18 protein-coding genes are annotated in these 14,118 nt (G+C 64.8%); 10 read left to right on the forward strand and 8 right to left on the reverse strand.

Annotation, left to right across the window (positions count from 1 at the left end):
- Positions 1 to 12: 12 nt before the first annotated feature.
- Genes scpB through AC5QPF_RS23325 form a run of 4 tightly spaced genes read right to left on the reverse strand, consistent with a single transcriptional unit; the run spans position 13 to position 3,150 of the window.
- The gene (scpB, locus tag AC5QPF_RS23310; protein ID WP_494960085.1) at positions 13 to 801 is read right to left on the reverse strand and encodes an SMC-Scp complex subunit ScpB; all 789 of its coding nucleotides are present in this window, start codon (positions 799 to 801) and stop codon (positions 13 to 15) included.
- A 15-nt stretch (positions 802 to 816) separates the two neighbouring features.
- The gene (locus tag AC5QPF_RS23315) at positions 817 to 1,647 is read right to left on the reverse strand and encodes a segregation/condensation protein A (RefSeq protein WP_494960086.1); all 831 of its coding nucleotides are present in this window, start codon (positions 1,645 to 1,647) and stop codon (positions 817 to 819) included.
- The gene (locus AC5QPF_RS23320) at positions 1,644 to 2,273 is read right to left on the reverse strand and encodes an L-threonylcarbamoyladenylate synthase (RefSeq protein ID WP_494960087.1); all 630 of its coding nucleotides are present in this window, start codon (positions 2,271 to 2,273) and stop codon (positions 1,644 to 1,646) included. Before AC5QPF_RS23320 ends, AC5QPF_RS23315 begins: the two co-directional genes overlap by 4 nt.
- 13 nt (positions 2,274 to 2,286) lie before the next feature.
- On the reverse strand, positions 2,287 to 3,150 hold the full coding sequence (locus AC5QPF_RS23325) for a PHP domain-containing protein (protein WP_494960088.1): 864 nt from the start codon (positions 3,148 to 3,150) through the stop codon (positions 2,287 to 2,289).
- 67 nt (positions 3,151 to 3,217) lie between these two features.
- Here AC5QPF_RS23325 and AC5QPF_RS23330 point away from each other — a divergent pair, with 67 nt between their 5' ends.
- From AC5QPF_RS23330 to AC5QPF_RS23355, 6 genes are all read left to right on the forward strand, one after another.
- Complete coding sequence (locus tag AC5QPF_RS23330) at positions 3,218 to 3,814, forward strand: septation protein A (RefSeq protein WP_494960089.1); 597 nt, start codon at positions 3,218 to 3,220, stop codon at positions 3,812 to 3,814.
- Position 3,815: 1 nt separating this feature from the next.
- Complete coding sequence (locus tag AC5QPF_RS23335) at positions 3,816 to 4,115, forward strand: YciI family protein (RefSeq protein ID WP_458978468.1); 300 nt, start codon at positions 3,816 to 3,818, stop codon at positions 4,113 to 4,115.
- A 124-nt stretch (positions 4,116 to 4,239) separates the two neighbouring features.
- A complete protein-coding gene (locus tag AC5QPF_RS23340) occupies positions 4,240 to 4,635 on the forward strand; it encodes an SH3 domain-containing protein (RefSeq protein ID WP_494960090.1) in 396 nt (131 codons plus the stop codon).
- A 7-nt stretch (positions 4,636 to 4,642) separates the two neighbouring features.
- Positions 4,643 to 5,320 (forward strand): response regulator, encoded by a 678-nt coding sequence (locus tag AC5QPF_RS23345; protein ID WP_494960091.1) that lies wholly within the window; start codon positions 4,643 to 4,645, stop codon positions 5,318 to 5,320.
- A gap of 125 nt (positions 5,321 to 5,445) precedes the next feature.
- Positions 5,446 to 5,874, forward strand: a complete 429-nt coding sequence (locus AC5QPF_RS23350; RefSeq protein ID WP_494960092.1) for an LTXXQ domain protein — start codon at positions 5,446 to 5,448, stop codon at positions 5,872 to 5,874.
- Between the two features lie 54 nt (positions 5,875 to 5,928).
- Positions 5,929 to 7,269: an ATP-binding protein gene (locus AC5QPF_RS23355; protein WP_494964237.1), complete on the forward strand. Its 1,341-nt coding sequence runs from the start codon at positions 5,929 to 5,931 to the stop codon at positions 7,267 to 7,269.
- Between the two features lie 51 nt (positions 7,270 to 7,320).
- Here AC5QPF_RS23355 and AC5QPF_RS23360 read toward each other — a convergent pair whose 3' ends face one another.
- Positions 7,321 to 7,875, reverse strand: a complete 555-nt coding sequence (locus AC5QPF_RS23360) for a nitroreductase family protein (RefSeq protein WP_494960093.1) — start codon at positions 7,873 to 7,875, stop codon at positions 7,321 to 7,323.
- A gap of 133 nt (positions 7,876 to 8,008) precedes the next feature.
- On the opposite strand from AC5QPF_RS23360, the gene AC5QPF_RS23365 reads away from it, so the two are divergent.
- Positions 8,009 to 9,463: a TrkH family potassium uptake protein gene (locus tag AC5QPF_RS23365; protein ID WP_494964238.1), complete on the forward strand. Its 1,455-nt coding sequence runs from the start codon at positions 8,009 to 8,011 to the stop codon at positions 9,461 to 9,463.
- Here AC5QPF_RS23365 and AC5QPF_RS23370 read toward each other — a convergent pair.
- On the reverse strand, positions 9,420 to 10,493 hold the full coding sequence (locus tag AC5QPF_RS23370) for an AraC family transcriptional regulator ligand-binding domain-containing protein (protein WP_494960094.1): 1,074 nt from the start codon (positions 10,491 to 10,493) through the stop codon (positions 9,420 to 9,422). The two genes, AC5QPF_RS23365 and AC5QPF_RS23370, sit on opposite strands and share 44 nt — an antisense overlap.
- Before the next feature lie 147 nt (positions 10,494 to 10,640).
- Between AC5QPF_RS23370 and AC5QPF_RS23375 the strand changes: the two genes are divergently transcribed.
- Positions 10,641 to 10,952 carry an Mpo1-like protein gene (locus tag AC5QPF_RS23375; protein ID WP_494960095.1) on the forward strand — a complete coding sequence of 104 codons (312 nt, stop codon included), beginning with the start codon at positions 10,641 to 10,643 and terminating at the stop codon, positions 10,950 to 10,952.
- Positions 10,953 to 11,150: 198 nt separating this feature from the next.
- Here AC5QPF_RS23375 and AC5QPF_RS23380 read toward each other — a convergent pair whose 3' ends face one another.
- Positions 11,151 to 11,969 carry a metallophosphoesterase family protein gene (locus tag AC5QPF_RS23380; RefSeq protein WP_494960096.1) on the reverse strand — a complete coding sequence of 273 codons (819 nt, stop codon included), beginning with the start codon at positions 11,967 to 11,969 and terminating at the stop codon, positions 11,151 to 11,153.
- Positions 11,970 to 12,100: 131 nt separating this feature from the next.
- On the opposite strand from AC5QPF_RS23380, the gene AC5QPF_RS23385 reads away from it, so the two are divergent.
- Positions 12,101 to 12,865, forward strand: a complete 765-nt coding sequence (locus AC5QPF_RS23385; protein ID WP_494960097.1) for a helix-turn-helix domain-containing protein — start codon at positions 12,101 to 12,103, stop codon at positions 12,863 to 12,865.
- 77 nt (positions 12,866 to 12,942) lie between these two features.
- The gene (locus AC5QPF_RS23390; protein WP_494960098.1) at positions 12,943 to 13,824 is read left to right on the forward strand and encodes an EamA family transporter; all 882 of its coding nucleotides are present in this window, start codon (positions 12,943 to 12,945) and stop codon (positions 13,822 to 13,824) included.
- On the opposite strand, the gene AC5QPF_RS23395 is transcribed toward AC5QPF_RS23390, so the two are convergent.
- Complete coding sequence (locus tag AC5QPF_RS23395; RefSeq protein WP_494960099.1) at positions 13,821 to 14,102, reverse strand: SelT/SelW/SelH family protein; 282 nt, start codon at positions 14,100 to 14,102, stop codon at positions 13,821 to 13,823. The genes AC5QPF_RS23390 and AC5QPF_RS23395 overlap by 4 nt on opposite strands.
- Positions 14,103 to 14,118: the final 16 nt, after the last annotated feature.

Below are 14,118 nucleotides of genomic sequence, written 5' to 3' on the forward strand. Positions count from 1 at the left end.
CCGGGCGGCACCTCAGTCCCGCGGGGTTTCCGGCTCGGGCTCGGCGGAATCTGCATCCGCCTCGGCCTCCGGCAGGTCACGCAGGATGTCGTCGAAGTCAATCTTCAGGCCCTCCTCCATGGCATCCAGCTCCACCAGCAGGCTGCGGAAGCTGGTTTCTTCCGCCGGCGGCTGCTCGTCCGGGTCGGCGCTGGCGTCGGCCAGGGCCTGCAGGTGCGCCGGTACCGGCAGGTCGTCGAGGTCCACCGGTGGCAGTGGCGACGGTTCCATCTCGCGCAGCTCGGCCAGCGGCGGCAGTTCGTCGAGGCTTTTCAGGTTGAAATGGTCGAGGAAGGCCTTGGTGGTGGCGAACATCGCCGGGCGCCCGGGCACCTCGCGGTAGCCGACGATGCGCACCCACTCCCGTTCCAGCAGGGTCTTGATGATGTTGCTGTTGACCGCCACGCCACGCACGTCCTCGATCTCGCCACGGGTGATGGGCTGGCGGTAGGCGATCAGCGCCAGGGTTTCCAGCAAGGCACGGGAATAGCGCTGCGGCCGCTCTTCCCACAGGCGGCCGACCCAAGGTGCGTAGTCCTCGCGGATCTGCAGGCGATAGCCGGAAGCCACTTCCTTGAGTTCAAAGGCGCGGCCCTCGCAGGACTCGCGAAGGATCTCCAGGGCTTCTTTGAACACATCGGATTCCGGACGCTCGGCTTCCTCGAACAGTTCGAACAGGCGCTCCAGGGATTGCGGCTTGCCGGATGCGAGAAGGAAGGCTTCCAGCAGGGGCGCCAGGTCATGGGGGTCAGTCAGGTTCATTGCGGTGCTCGTGATTTACTCTGCCCGGGCGCGGACGTGGATCGGCGCAAAGGCCTCATTCTGCACCAGTTCCACCAGTTGTTCCTTGACCAGTTCGAGAACCGCCATGAAGGTCACCACCACCCCGAGCCGGCCTTCTTCGGCGGTGAACAGCTCGGCGAAGGGCACGAAACCGGCGCCGCGCAGGCGCTCCAGCACCTCGCTCATGCGCTCGCGGGTGGACAGTGCCTCGCGGCTGACCTGATGGCTTTCGAACAGGTCGCTGCGGCGCAGCACCTCGGCCATGGACATCAGCACCTCTTCCAGGATCACGTCCGGCAGCAGCTTGCGCGCCTTGGCCTGCGGGGCTTCCAGCCGCGGCACGATGACGTCGCGGCCGACCCGGCTGAGGCCGTCCATGTCCTCGGCGGCAGCCTTGAACCGTTCGTACTCTTGCAGGCGGCGGATCAGCTCGGCCCGCGGGTCGTCCTCTTCTTCCTCGGCAGTCTCGGCCCGCGGCAAGAGCATGCGCGACTTGATCTCGGCGAGCATGGCGGCCATCACCAGGTACTCGGCGGCCAGCTCCAGGCGCACGGTCTTCATCAGCTCGACATAGCCCATGTACTGGCGGGTGATTTCCGCCACCGGGATGTCGAGGATGTCGACGTTCTGCTTGCGGATCAGGTATAGCAACAGGTCGAGCGGGCCTTCGAAAGCTTCGAGGAAGACTTCCAGAGCGTCCGGCGGGATGTACAGGTCCACCGGCATCTCGGTCAGGGCCTGGCCGTAGACCATCACCAGCGGCAGTTCCTGCTGGGCGCCGGCCTGGGGATCGACCGGCGCTTCCATGGCTTCCACCGCGCTCACACGTTGACCATGAACGGTTCGGGGTCGCCGCAGCCGGCCCGTACCACTTCCGGTTCGTCGCCGCTCAGGTCGATCACGGTGGAAGCCTTCAGGCTACCGAATCCACCGTCGATGATCAGGTCGACGTGGTGCTCTAGAACCTGGCGCATTTCATAAGGATCGGTCATCGCCTCCTCTTCGCCAGGCATGATCAGGCTGACGCTCATCAGCGGCTCGCCCAGCTCTTCCAGCAGGGCCCGGACAATGGGGTTTTCCGGTACGCGCATGCCGATGGTGCGGCGCTTTTCGTGCATCAGCAGGCGCGGCACCTCGCGGGTGGCGTTGAGGATGAAGGTGTAGGGGCCCGGGACATGGGCCTTGATCAGACGGAACAACCCGGTATCGACCTTGGCGAACAGCCCCAGTTGCGACATGTCGCAGCAGATCAGGGTGAAGTTGTGGTTCTTGTCCAGCTGGCGCAGGCGGCGCACCCGCTCGATGGCGCCCTTGTCAGCGATCTGGCAGCCCATGGCGTAGGACGAATCGGTGGGAAACACCACCACGCCACCCTTGCGGATGATCTCCACCGCCTGTTTTATCAGGCGCGGCTGGGGATTCTCCGGATGTATCTGGAAAAATTGACTCACGTTGTCTTCCTGTTCAGACGCCCGCGGATGGCTGCTCATGTTTGAATCGACGCCACAGAGGTGGCAGATCCTCCGGCAAAGGCCGGTAAACACCGATTTCGGACCAGGTGCCCGGGCCATGGAAGTCGCTGCCAGCACTGGCCAGCAGGCCGAACTCGCGGGTCAGGATGGACAACGTGCCGACCTGTTCAGCCGGTTGCATGCCGTTGACCACCTCCAGAGCCTGGCCCCCCGCTTGAATATAGTCGGCAATCAGCCGACGGCGCTTGCTGCGGGTCAGTTCGTAATGCATGGGATGGGCCAGACTGACCCAGGCGCCTGACTGGCGCAGGGTCTCGACGGTGTCGTCGAGGGTCGGCCAGTGCAGCTTCACATCGCCCAGCTTGCCGGCCCCCAGCCACTTGCGGAAGGCTTCGGCGCGGTCCTTGACATGCCCGGCGCTGATGAGGAAATCGGCGAAATGCGGGCGCGCCGGGGCATTGCCGCTGTCACCCAGGGCCTGCTGGATCGCCCGTGCGCCTTCCAGCGCACCCGGCATGCCCTTGGCCGCCAGGCGCCGGGAAATTTCCTCGGCGCGCAGCCAGCGCCCGCGGTGCAACGACTCGACCGCGGCCAGCAACGGCGGCGCGTCCAGCGGGAAGCCATAGCCGAGGATATGAATGGTAGCGCCCGACCAGGTGCAGGACAATTCGATACCGCTGACCCATTGCATGCCGCGGGCGCGCATCGCTTCCCGGGCTTCGACCTGGCCTTCGAGGGTGTCGTGGTCGGTGAGCGCCATCGTCCGCACGCCCTGTTCGTAGGCGCGGGCAACCAGTTCGGTGGGGGTCAGCGAGCCGTCCGACGCGGTGCTGTGGCAGTGCAGGTCAACATTCATGGGGTGAAGCTTTTCCTCTCATTGAGGTTTGTTATTATGCCGGGACATCCTGCTCCTGGCTGCCACTGTGAAACAATTCATCGATTTCATCCCGCTCCTGCTGTTCTTCATCACCTACAAGATCGAACCACGTCTCGTCGAGGTCGCCGGCCAGAGCTTCACCCTGGGCGGTATCTACAGCGCCACGGCGGTGCTGATCATCAGCTCGCTGGTGGTCTACGGGGCCCTGTTCATTCGGCAACGCCGCCTTGAAAAAGGTCAGTTGCTGACTCTCGTGGCCTGCCTGGTGTTCGGTGGCCTGACCCTGGCCTTCCACAGCGAGACCTTCCTGAAATGGAAGGCGCCAGTGGTCAACTGGCTGTTCGCCATGGCCTTCTTCGGCAGTCATTTCATCGGCGACAAGGTGCTGATCAAGCGCATCATGGGCCATGCCCTGACCCTGCCGGACGCCGTCTGGACCCGCCTCAACGCGGCCTGGATCGCCTTCTTCCTGATCTGCGGCGCGGCCAATCTGTTCGTCGCCTTCACCTTCCAGGACTTCTGGGTCGACTTCAAAGTGTTCGGCAGCCTGGGCATGACCGTGCTGTTCCTGGTCGGCCAGGGTGTCTACCTGTCCCGACACCTGCACGACAGCGATCCCACCACTCCCAAACCCGAGGAATGACATGCTCTACGCCATCATCGCCACCGATGTCGCCAACTCGCTGGATGCCCGCCTGGCCGCACGCCCGGCGCACCTCGAGCGCCTGCAACAGCTGAAGGCCGAAGGCCGCGTCGTGCTGGCCGGCCCGCACCCGGCCATCGACAGTAACGATCCGGGCGCCGCCGGTTTCAGCGGCAGCCTGATCGTCGCCGAGTTCGCTTCGCTGGAAGCCGCCCGGGCCTGGGCCGATGCCGACCCGTACATCGCTGCCGGCGTCTACGATCACGTCGTGGTCAAGCCGTTCAAGCAAGTCCTGCCGTAACCGCGAAGACGCACCGGCCAGTGCCGGTGCGTCGCCTGACGCTTTTAATCCATCCCTTTGCTCATTATTCTCATCACCCGGCCGACAACGTCCTGAACATTCGTCTTGAATTACAGGAGTTACCATGCGTCAAGGTTCGTTGTCCCTGCTGCTGTGCCTGTTGTTGCTGAGCCCCCTCGCCCAGGCCGAAGAAGAATCCACCCCGCTGTCGCTGAGCGCCGGCGCCCAGATCACCGAACTGCAGCAACGTCTGCAGGACAGCGAACGCCAGCGCGAGGCACTGGTCCAACAGTTGCAAAATGCCGACAACGAACGCGAAAGCGCACAACTGAGCCGTTTGCGCCAGGAAAACCAGCGCCTGAAGATGGCGCTCAAGGAAGCCCAGGCCAGTGTCAGCCCGCGGCTGCTGAGCGATCAGCAGCAGTGGTTCGTGACGGGCGGTGCGGTTGCCCTGGTCGCCCTGCTCTGCGGTATCTTTGCCAGCGGCAGCCACAGACGGCGCAAGCAATGGTTGAATTGAGTGAGAAATGAGCGAGCTGCTACTGATTGACGATGACCAGGAACTCTGCGAACTGCTGGCCCATTGGTTGGGCCAGGAAGGTTTCCTGGTGCGTGCCTGCCACGATGGCCAAAGCGCCCGCAAGGCCCTGGCCGAACAGGCCCCCGCCGCGGTGGTACTGGATGTGATGCTGCCCGACGGCAGCGGCCTTGAACTGCTCAAGCAGTTGCGCAGCGAGCATGCCGAACTGCCGGTGCTGATGCTTTCGGCCCGCGGCGAACCGCTGGACCGCATCCTTGGCCTGGAACTGGGTGCCGACGACTACCTGGCCAAGCCCTGCGATCCCCGTGAACTGACCGCCCGCCTGCGCGCCGTACTGCGTCGCAGCCACGGACCGGCAGCACCAAGCCAGATGGAAATCGGCGACCTGAACTTCAGCCCGGCCCGTGGTGTGGTCGCCATCGACGAACGGGAACTGAGCCTGACCCTCTCGGAAAGCCGCATCCTCGAAGCCCTGCTGCGCCAGCCTGGCGAGCCGCTGGACAAGCAGGAGCTGGCGCAGATCGCCCTGGGCCGAAAGCTGACCCTGTACGACCGCAGCCTGGACATGCACGTCAGTAACCTGCGCAAGAAGATCGGGCCGCACCCCGATGGCCGCCCGCGCATCGTCGCGCTGCGCAGCCGTGGCTATTACTACAGCCTGTAAACCCGGTGTCAGCGAGGTGCTCGACCGTCTTTACCCAGGCTTTACCATCGCCTGACCGCCGCTGACCTTGATCTCCGTAGACTGGCCACATCCGGTAATGACCGGCCTCAGAAAGGAGATACACCATGCGCAAGACCCTTATCGCCCTGATGCTCGCCGCTGCCCTGCCGACCGTTGCCATGGCCATGCCGGAAGGCGGCCCGGCCCCTGACCACGGCCCGCGCTTCGAGCACCACCGCGGTGACGCGCCTTTCGCCAAGCTCGACCTGACCCGCGAACAGCGCCAGCAGATCGGCAAGCTGATGGGCCAGGAAATGAAAGACCGCCGCGACGTCACCCAACGCTACCTGGAAAAGCTGCCGCCGGCCGAGCAGAAAGCCATGAAGGACGAGCTCAAGGCCAAGCAGGACAAGACTCAAGCCGACATCCGCGCCCTGCTCAAGCCTGACCAGCAGAAGCAGTTCGACGAGATGAAGAAAAAACGCGAGGAACGCCGCGCCGAATGGCAGGAGTTCCAGGCCTGGAAAGCCGAGCACGGCAAAAAAGTCCAGTAATCCATGACCCCGCCCGGCCTGCCCACGCAGGCCGGGCTTTTCTCGTTAGAGGGACTGAATTTGCGCTCACTGTTCTGGCGTATCCTGGCCAGCTTCTGGCTCGCCATCACCCTGGTCGCCGGCCTGTCGATCGGCATGGGCCACATGCTCAACCAGGACGCCTGGATCCTCAGTCGTCATCCTGGCCTCAATACCCTGGCCAAGAACTGGGCCGAGCGCTACGAGAAGATGGGGCCGGAAGCCGCCCAGCAGTACCTGGAACAGCGCAAGCGCCGCTATCACATCGACACCCAGGTGCTCAACGAAGCTGGCGAAGCCGTGGTACCCGGCACCTTCCCGCGTCGCGCGGCGGTGTTCGAAGAACGCCAGGGCAACGACCACCGGCCACTGCCGTGGCGCCGCCTGACCGAGGAATACACCAGCGCCAGCAGCGGCGAGACCTACCTGCTCATCTACCGCATTCCCCATCCCGAACTCGATGCCTGGCACCGCGACAGCCTGATCTGGCCGCTCAGCGCCCTGAGCATCGCGTTGGTGGTGCTGACCCTGTTCAGCCTGCTGGTGACCCTATCCATCACCCGCCCGCTGAGCCGCCTGCGCGGCGCAGTGCATGACCTGGGGCAGACCAGCTACCAGCAGAACAGCCTGGCGCGCCTGGCCAGCCGCCGCGATGAGTTCGGCGTGCTGGCCAATGACTTCAACCGCATGGGTTCGCGCCTGCAGAGCCTGATCGGCAGCCAGCGGCAGCTGTTGCGCGACGTATCCCACGAACTGCGCTCGCCCCTGGCCCGCCTGCGCATCGCCCTGGCACTGGCCGAACGTGCCGAGCCGGAGCAGCGCGATGCCTACTGGCCACGGTTGACTCGCGAATGCGACCGTCTGGAGGCGCTGATCAGCGAGATCCTGGTGCTGGCCAGGGTTGACGCCGAACAGGCCCATGCCGAGCCGGTGGATGTCAACGCGGTGCTTGCCGGGGTGTGCAAGGACGCGCAACTGAGTGCGCCGGAGCAAGTGATCCACCTCAGCGAGACCCCGGGTTTGAACCTGCACGGCTGGCCGACGCTGGTGGAGCGGGCGGTGGATAACCTGCTGCGCAACGCGGTGCGCTTCAATCCTGAAGGGCAGCCGATCGAGGTAACGGCGGAGTGCGAGGACGAGAAGATCCTGCTCAGCGTGCGCGACCATGGGCCTGGAGTGGCGGCGGAGCATCTGGAGCAACTGGGCGAGCCGTTCTTCCGGGCGCCGGGGCAGAGCGCGCCGGGGCATGGCCTGGGCCTGGCAATCGCACGAAAGGCGGCGCAACGGCATGGCGGGACGTTGCAGTTGGCCAATCATCCGCAGGGCGGCTTCGTGGCGACGCTGGTGTTGCCGGTTCAGGGCACTGCCAGCGCCTGACCCAAGGTGCATGCGCTCCCACACGGTCCGCGTCAATCAGCCCTTATGCGATCAACCCCAGGCGCTGACGAAGTCCTCGGTCTTGAGCACCGGCGCCGTGCGCGGCTCGCTCATCGGCGTGCCCAGGTACAGGTAGCCGATCAGCTCTTCGCCATCACCCAACCCCAACCCCTTGGCCACATGCGCCGAATAAGCCATCTCGCCAGTACGCCACACCGCACCGATCCCCTGGGCATGGGCCGCGATCAGGATGCCATGGGCCGCGCAACCCGCCGCCAGCACCTGCTCGGACACCGGCACCTTCGGGTGCTCGCGGGTGCAGGCGATCACCAGCACCAGCAGCGGCGCACGCAGCGGCATGGCCCGCGCCTTGTCCAGCGCGGCCTGGTCGGCATCGCCCTTCTGCGCCACCACTTCGGCGAACAGCTCACCCAGCTTGTTCCGCGCCTCGCCCTCGACGGTGAGGAAGCGCCACGGCCGCAGTTGACCATGGTCCGGGGCGCGCAGGGCGGCCTGGAACAGGCCTTCGCGCTGCGCGGCATTGGGCGCGGGCTCGGTCAGGCGCGGAACGGAAACACGGTTGAGCAAAGCGTCGAGAGCCTCCACGGGCATCCCTCCAGGTCAGAAAAATGAACCTGCATTCTAGTGCCGCGCCCCACAAACGCCACAGCGTCGTTTACTTAAAAAGACCCACAGGTAGAATGGCGCCCTTCCGTTTCGAGTCAGGGCTGAGTACATGGTGGCGTTGCCGACCCTAAGGATCATCGGTTTCATTATCGGCATCTTCCTGATCACCCTGGCGATCAGCATGACCGTTCCCATGGCCACGCTGGTCATCTTCGAACGCACCGGCGACCTGCCGGAGTTCCTCTGGTCGAGCCTGATCACCTTCGTCGCCGGCCTCGCCCTGGTGGTGCCCGGCCGTCCGCAACACGTGCACCTGCGCCCGCGGGACATGTACCTGCTGACGGTGAGCAGTTGGCTGGTGGTGTGCATCTTCGCCGCCCTGCCGTTCCTGCTGACCCAGCACATCAGCTACACCGACGCCTTCTTCGAAAGCATGTCCGGGATCACCGCCACCGGCTCCACCGTGCTCAGCGGCCTGGACACGATGTCGCCGGGCATCCTCATGTGGCGCTCGCTGCTGCACTGGCTCGGCGGCATCGGCTTCATCGGCATGGCAGTGGCGATCCTGCCGCTGCTGCGCATCGGTGGCATGCGTCTGTTCCAGACCGAGTCCTCGGACCGCTCGGAAAAGGTCATGCCGCGCTCGCACATGGTGGCCAAGTCCATCGTCCTGGTGTACATCGGCATCACCATCTTCGGCAGCCTGGCCTTCTGGTGGGCGGGCATGAGCGTGTTCGACGCGATCAACCACGCCATGTCGGCGATCTCCACCGGAGGCTTCTCCACCTCAGACCAGTCCCTGGCCAAATGGCACCAGCCGGCGGTGCACTGGGTGGCGGTGGTGGTGATGATCCTCGGCAGCGTGCCCTTCACCCTGTACGTGGCGACCCTGCGCGGAAACCGCAAGGCGCTGATCCGCGACCAGCAGGTCCAGGGGCTGCTCCTGTTGCTGGTGGTGACCTGGCTGGTGCTCGGCACCTGGTACTGGGCGACCACCAAGCTGCACTGGCTCGACGCTCTGCGCCACGTGGCGCTGAACGTCACCTCGGTGGTCACCACCACCGGCTTCGCCCTGGGCGACTACAGCCTGTGGGGCAACTTCTCGCTGATGCTGTTCTTCTACCTGGGCTTCATCGGCGGCTGCTCCGGCTCCACCGCCGGCGGCATCAAGATCTTCCGCTTCCAGGTCGCCTACATCCTGCTCAAGGCCTCGCTGAACCAGTTGATCCACCCGCGCGCGGTGATCAAGCAAAAGTACAACGGTCACCGCCTCGACGAAGAGATCGTCCGTTCGATCCTGACCTTCTCGTTCTTCTTCGCCATCACCATCTGCGGGATCGCCCTGCTGCTGTCGCTGCTCGGGGTCGACTGGATGACCGCCCTGACCGGCGCCGCCAGTACGGTATCCGGCGTTGGTCCGGGCCTGGGCGAGACTATCGGCCCGGCGGGCAACTTCGCCAGCCTGCCGGACGCGGCCAAGTGGATCCTCGCCGGCGGCATGCTGCTGGGCCGCCTGGAGATCATCACGGTGCTGGTGTTGTGTATGCCGGCGTTCTGGCGTCACTGAGGGTTTCCGCCTCGGCCTGGCTCAGGCCGTGACGGCGGGCGCGGTATTCGCCGGGGGTAACATCGAACCAGCGGCGGAAGGCGCGGAAGAAGTTGCTCGGGTCGGCGAAGCCCAGCAGGTAGGCGGTTTCCAGCAGGGTCATGCCGGGCTGGGCAAGGTATTGCTCGGCCAGTTCGCGCCGGGTGTCGTCGAGCAGGGCCTGGAAGCTGGTGCCCTCTTCCTGAAGGCGCCGCTGCAGGGTGCGCTGGGACAGGTGCAAGGCCTGGGCCACCAGCTCGCGCTTGGGCTCGCCCTGCGGCAACACCCGGCACAGCACCTGGCGCGCCCGATGGGTCACCCGGCTTTCCGAGAAGCGCGCCAGATACTCCCCCGCAAAACGATCGTGCAGAACGGCCATGGCTTCGTTGGCCGTGGGCAAGGGTGATTGCAGGTCCGCCGGGTCGAAGATCACCGCATCGTAGGCCGCGTTGAAGACCAGCGGCGAATGGAAAGCGGCCTTGTAGGGTTCGATATCGTCCGGTTGCGGGCCCTGGATCAGCACCTTGCGCGGCTGAATGGTGCGCCCGCTAAGCCAGCTGCACAGCGACAGCGCGCAGGCCAGCGAGGCTTCCGAGCTGTGTCGGGTCGGGGGAAGGTGGTCACCATGCACGGTCAGGATCAGGGCATGGCCTTCGGGGCCGAGATGGAAACTCAGATCCGAGCTTTCGGCGATGATACGCTGGTAGCGGACCAGGCGTTCGAAACCTTCGGCCAGGGTGCGGCTGGACATCAGCGCGTAACCGACCACATGGAAAGATGCCGGGCGTACCACCCGCGCCATGTTCAGGCCGATAGCGTGGTTGCCGGACAGCTCCTCGGCAAGTTGCCAGAGGCGGGTCATGGAATCCTGGGTGAAGCGGGCATCCGGGTCGCTGAGCGCGGCGAAGTCCAGGCCGAGCTTGTTGAAGAGGGCCGGGCAGTCCAGCCCTTCCAGTTCGAGAGCCTTGACAATCCCCGAGGCCCAGCTTGCTGAAGTGGTTCTCTCGTTCATGGCTGGCTCTGGTTTGGGGGAAAGACGCAAGGATACTAAAGTGGCGCTTATTGTCACTGGCCGTATCACTCGTTGACTCTAGACTCAGATCAGGCTCCACGCCGTGCAGTTCAGAAAACCGACAATAACAAGGAGGCGTCTGATCCCGTGGAAAGTCCTCGCCAATTCAACAGCTTTGCGCAGTTCTACCCCTACTACCTCGACGAGCATGCCAATCCTTCATGCCGTCGCCTGCATTTCGTCGGCACCACCCTGGTGATCGCCCTGCTTGCCTACACCATCGCCAGCGGCAAATGGATCTTGCTGCTGGCGGTGCCGTTCGCGGGGTATGGATTTGCCTGGATCGGGCATTTCTTCTTCGAGAAGAACCGGCCGGCGACCTTTCAGCATCCGTTCTACAGCTTGCTGGGGGACTTCGTGATGTACCGCGACATGTTGCGGGGGAAGGTCAGTTTCTGAATAAGCACATGGCTCATTGATTTAGCAAGGACGGCGTGGGAGCGGATTCATCCGCGATTGGCCGCGAAGCGGCCATAAAACCGGTATCCCAGGTGTGTCAGGAAAACTTGGGACTTAGGTTTTACGACGGCTGCGCCGCCGATCGCGGATGAATCCGCTCCCACGCCGACTCTGGGTGGACTCCCAGTGGGATGGCCCTTAGCCTTGCACGGACTCGGCGGCCTGCGCCTCCTCCTGCTCCTGCCGCGCCTGGTCATCCGCCAGCCGATACAGCTCGATATTGCCGTCCCAGTGCTCGATCAGCGCCGTGCACGACTCCACCCAGTCCCCGCAGTTGAGATAGTCCACCTCGCCCACCTTGCGGATCTCGGCATGGTGGATATGCCCGCAGACCACCCCGTGGAACCCCTGCTTCACGCACTCGTGGGCGATGGCTTCCTCGAAATCGCTGATGAAGTTCACCGCGGTCTTGACCTTGTGCTTCAGGTACGCCGACAGCGACCAGTAGCCATAGCCATACCGCGCACGCCAGTAGTTGAGCCAGCGATTGAGGGTGAGGGTGAATTCGTAGGCCGAATCGCCCAGGAACGCCAGCCAGCGGTGATAACGGGTGATGACGTCGAACTGGTCGCCATGGATCACCAGCAGGCGGCGGCCATCGGCGGTGAGGTGCTCGGCCTGGTCCACCAGGTGGATGTTGCCGAGGATCAGCTTGGAATAGCGGCGCAGGAATTCGTCATGGTTGCCGGTGACATAGATCACCTCGGTGCCACGCTTGCTCATGGTCAGCAGGCGGCGGATCACGTTGGTGTGAGCCTGGGGCCAGTACATGCCGCCGCGCAGTTTCCAGCCATCGATGATGTCGCCGACCAGGTAGATGCGGTCGGCGTGATAGCGCTTGAGGAATTGCGACAAGTGCTCGGCCTGGCAATCCCGGGTGCCCAGGTGCACATCGGAAATCCACAGGGTGCGGACACGCTGTTTGCGCGTGGGCTTGATCAACGCGGCACTGGTCATGGGCAGGCTCCGGCAGGCTTTCGGCGAGCTTGCCAACCAGCCGTTAATCGAACATGACAAGCATGCGGCAATCCCATGACAGCCGCCGAAGCGTACACTGTGCACTTTCACCCGTTCCGGACCCGGCAGCGATGAACAGCGACCCGATCCTTTCCCTGCGCCACTACCGCGATGACCTGATCGCCCACGCCCACGAGCACCCGCAACTGGTGTTCGGCCTGCGCGGGCGCCTGGAATTCGAAGTCGACGGCCGTGGCGGGCGGGTCGAGCGCCAGGACCTCATGGTGGTCCCCGCCGGTGCGCACCACAGCTGCGACAGCGCCGCCGGCAGCCATTGCCTGGTGCTCGATGTCCCCGGCTGCGCCTGGGTGGAAGACAGCCTGGGCGCCCATGTCGATCCTTGCCGGCGCCTGCTCGAACGTCCCGGCACCTTGCAGCTGGACAGCCGCCAGCAGCAACTGGTGGACTGGCTCGCCCAGAGCCCGGTCGACGATCCGCTGATCGCCCGCCAGGGCGCAGTGTTGCTGCTCGCCAGCCTGAATGGCGCCGGCGCCGTCACTTCCACTCAACGGCAATTGCCCTACCCCGCCTTCGATGCCCATATCGAGCAATACGCCGCCTACCCGCTGCAGGTCGCCGACCTGGCGCGTCTGGCCGGGTTGTCCAGCGCCCGCCTGCACGCGCGCTTCATGGCCGAGCGCGGGATCACGCCGATGGACTACATCCGCCAGCACCGCCTGTTGCGCGGCCGGCACCTACTGCAAGGCACTGCGTTGCCCATCGGCGAGATTGCCGGCCAGGTCGGCTACAGTTCCCAGAGCGCCTTCGCTGCCGCCATTCTAAAAGCCTTCGGCCGTAGTCCCGGTGCCTTGCGCCGCGAGTCCTGCAACAACTGACGCGAGGATCGCGACAGACATGCCTGCGCCCGGTTCCGTAGACTGGCTGGGCAATCTTCTATCCTGCAAGGACTTCCATGAACCACCGCACCGCCCTCGGCGCCCTGCATATCGGCGCGCTGTTCTTCGGCCTGACCGGCGTCTTCGGCAAGCTGGCCAGCGCATCGCCGGCGATCATCGTATTCGGCCGCGCGGCCTTCGCCGTGCTTGCCCTGAGTTTGTTCGTGCGGCTCGCCGGGCCGGGCTGGAAAGCCCTGCAGGCTCAGGACTGGCGTCGCCTTGGACTCGGTGGCGTGCTGCTGGCAGGACACTGGGTCAGCTTCTTCATTTCGGTGAAGGTTGGCGGCGTGGCCATCGCCACCCTCGGCTTCGCCAGTTTCCCAGCCTTCACCGTGATCCTCGAAGGCCTGCTGTTCCGCGAGCGAATCCGCGGCAACGAGTTACTGCTGGTGGGCCTGGTCAGCATCGGCCTGGTGCTGGTCACACCGGAGTTCAACCTAGCCAGCGAAGCCACCGGCGGGCTGCTCTGGTCGCTGCTCTCCGGCCTGCTGTTTTCTCTGCTGTCGCTGACCAACCGCGCCGGTTCTGGACGGATCCCGGCGGTGCAGGCCGCCATGTGCCAGAACCTGGTAGTCGCCCTGTGCCTGCTGCCCTTCGCCGCTCCCGGGCTGGGCGCGGTACCGGTACTGGACTGGCTGTGGATCGGCCTGCTCGGGGTGTTCTGCACCGGCGTCGCCCACAGCCTGTTCGTGGCGGCGCTGGGCGTGATCAAGGCACGCACCGCCGCGGTGGTGTTTGCCATGGAGCCGATCTACGGCATCGCTGTGGCCTGGATGCTGTTCGCCGAAACACCGACGCCACGCATGCTCGCCGGCGGCGTGCTGATCATCTTCGCCATCGTCATTTCCAGCCGGCTCGCTGCCAGCGGGGAATCACGCAAGGCAGCGACTGGGCACTAACGGTCGTTGTGGCCCAGGTCACGCTGCGGATCGATCTGGTCGCGCACCCGCTGCTTGAGCACCTTGGCTTCGGGGAAGCCGCCGTCGGCCTTGCGCTCCCAGATCTGCACGCCGTTGCAGGTGATGCGGAAGTTGCCACCGGTGGCCGGTTCCAGCGCTACCCGGGCGAGGTCGTCACTGAAGGTGCTGAGCAGTTCCTGGGCCAGCCAGGCGGCCCGCAGCAGCCACTGGCACTGGGTGCAATAGGTAATGACGATTTCCGGCTTCGAAGCGCTCACGACGACAACCTCAAAC

Source organism: Pseudomonas sp. Con_6 (genome assembly GCF_059379395.1).

Coding starts and splice junctions, on each gene's coding strand:
- scpB (WP_494960085.1), bottom strand. CDS start 801: ATGAACCTGACTGACCCCCATGACCTGGCGCCCCTGCTGGAAGCCTTC.
- AC5QPF_RS23325 (WP_494960088.1), bottom strand. CDS start 3,150: ATGAATGTTGACCTGCACTGCCACAGCACCGCGTCGGACGGCTCGCTG.
- AC5QPF_RS23335 (WP_458978468.1), top strand. CDS start 3,816: ATGCTCTACGCCATCATCGCCACCGATGTCGCCAACTCGCTGGATGCC.
- AC5QPF_RS23340 (WP_494960090.1), top strand. CDS start 4,240: ATGCGTCAAGGTTCGTTGTCCCTGCTGCTGTGCCTGTTGTTGCTGAGC.
- AC5QPF_RS23345 (WP_494960091.1), top strand. CDS start 4,643: ATGAGCGAGCTGCTACTGATTGACGATGACCAGGAACTCTGCGAACTG.
- AC5QPF_RS23350 (WP_494960092.1), top strand. CDS start 5,446: ATGCGCAAGACCCTTATCGCCCTGATGCTCGCCGCTGCCCTGCCGACC.
- AC5QPF_RS23370 (WP_494960094.1), bottom strand. CDS start 10,493: ATGAACGAGAGAACCACTTCAGCAAGCTGGGCCTCGGGGATTGTCAAG.
- AC5QPF_RS23380 (WP_494960096.1), bottom strand. CDS start 11,969: ATGACCAGTGCCGCGTTGATCAAGCCCACGCGCAAACAGCGTGTCCGC.
- AC5QPF_RS23385 (WP_494960097.1), top strand. CDS start 12,101: ATGAACAGCGACCCGATCCTTTCCCTGCGCCACTACCGCGATGACCTG.
- AC5QPF_RS23390 (WP_494960098.1), top strand. CDS start 12,943: ATGAACCACCGCACCGCCCTCGGCGCCCTGCATATCGGCGCGCTGTTC.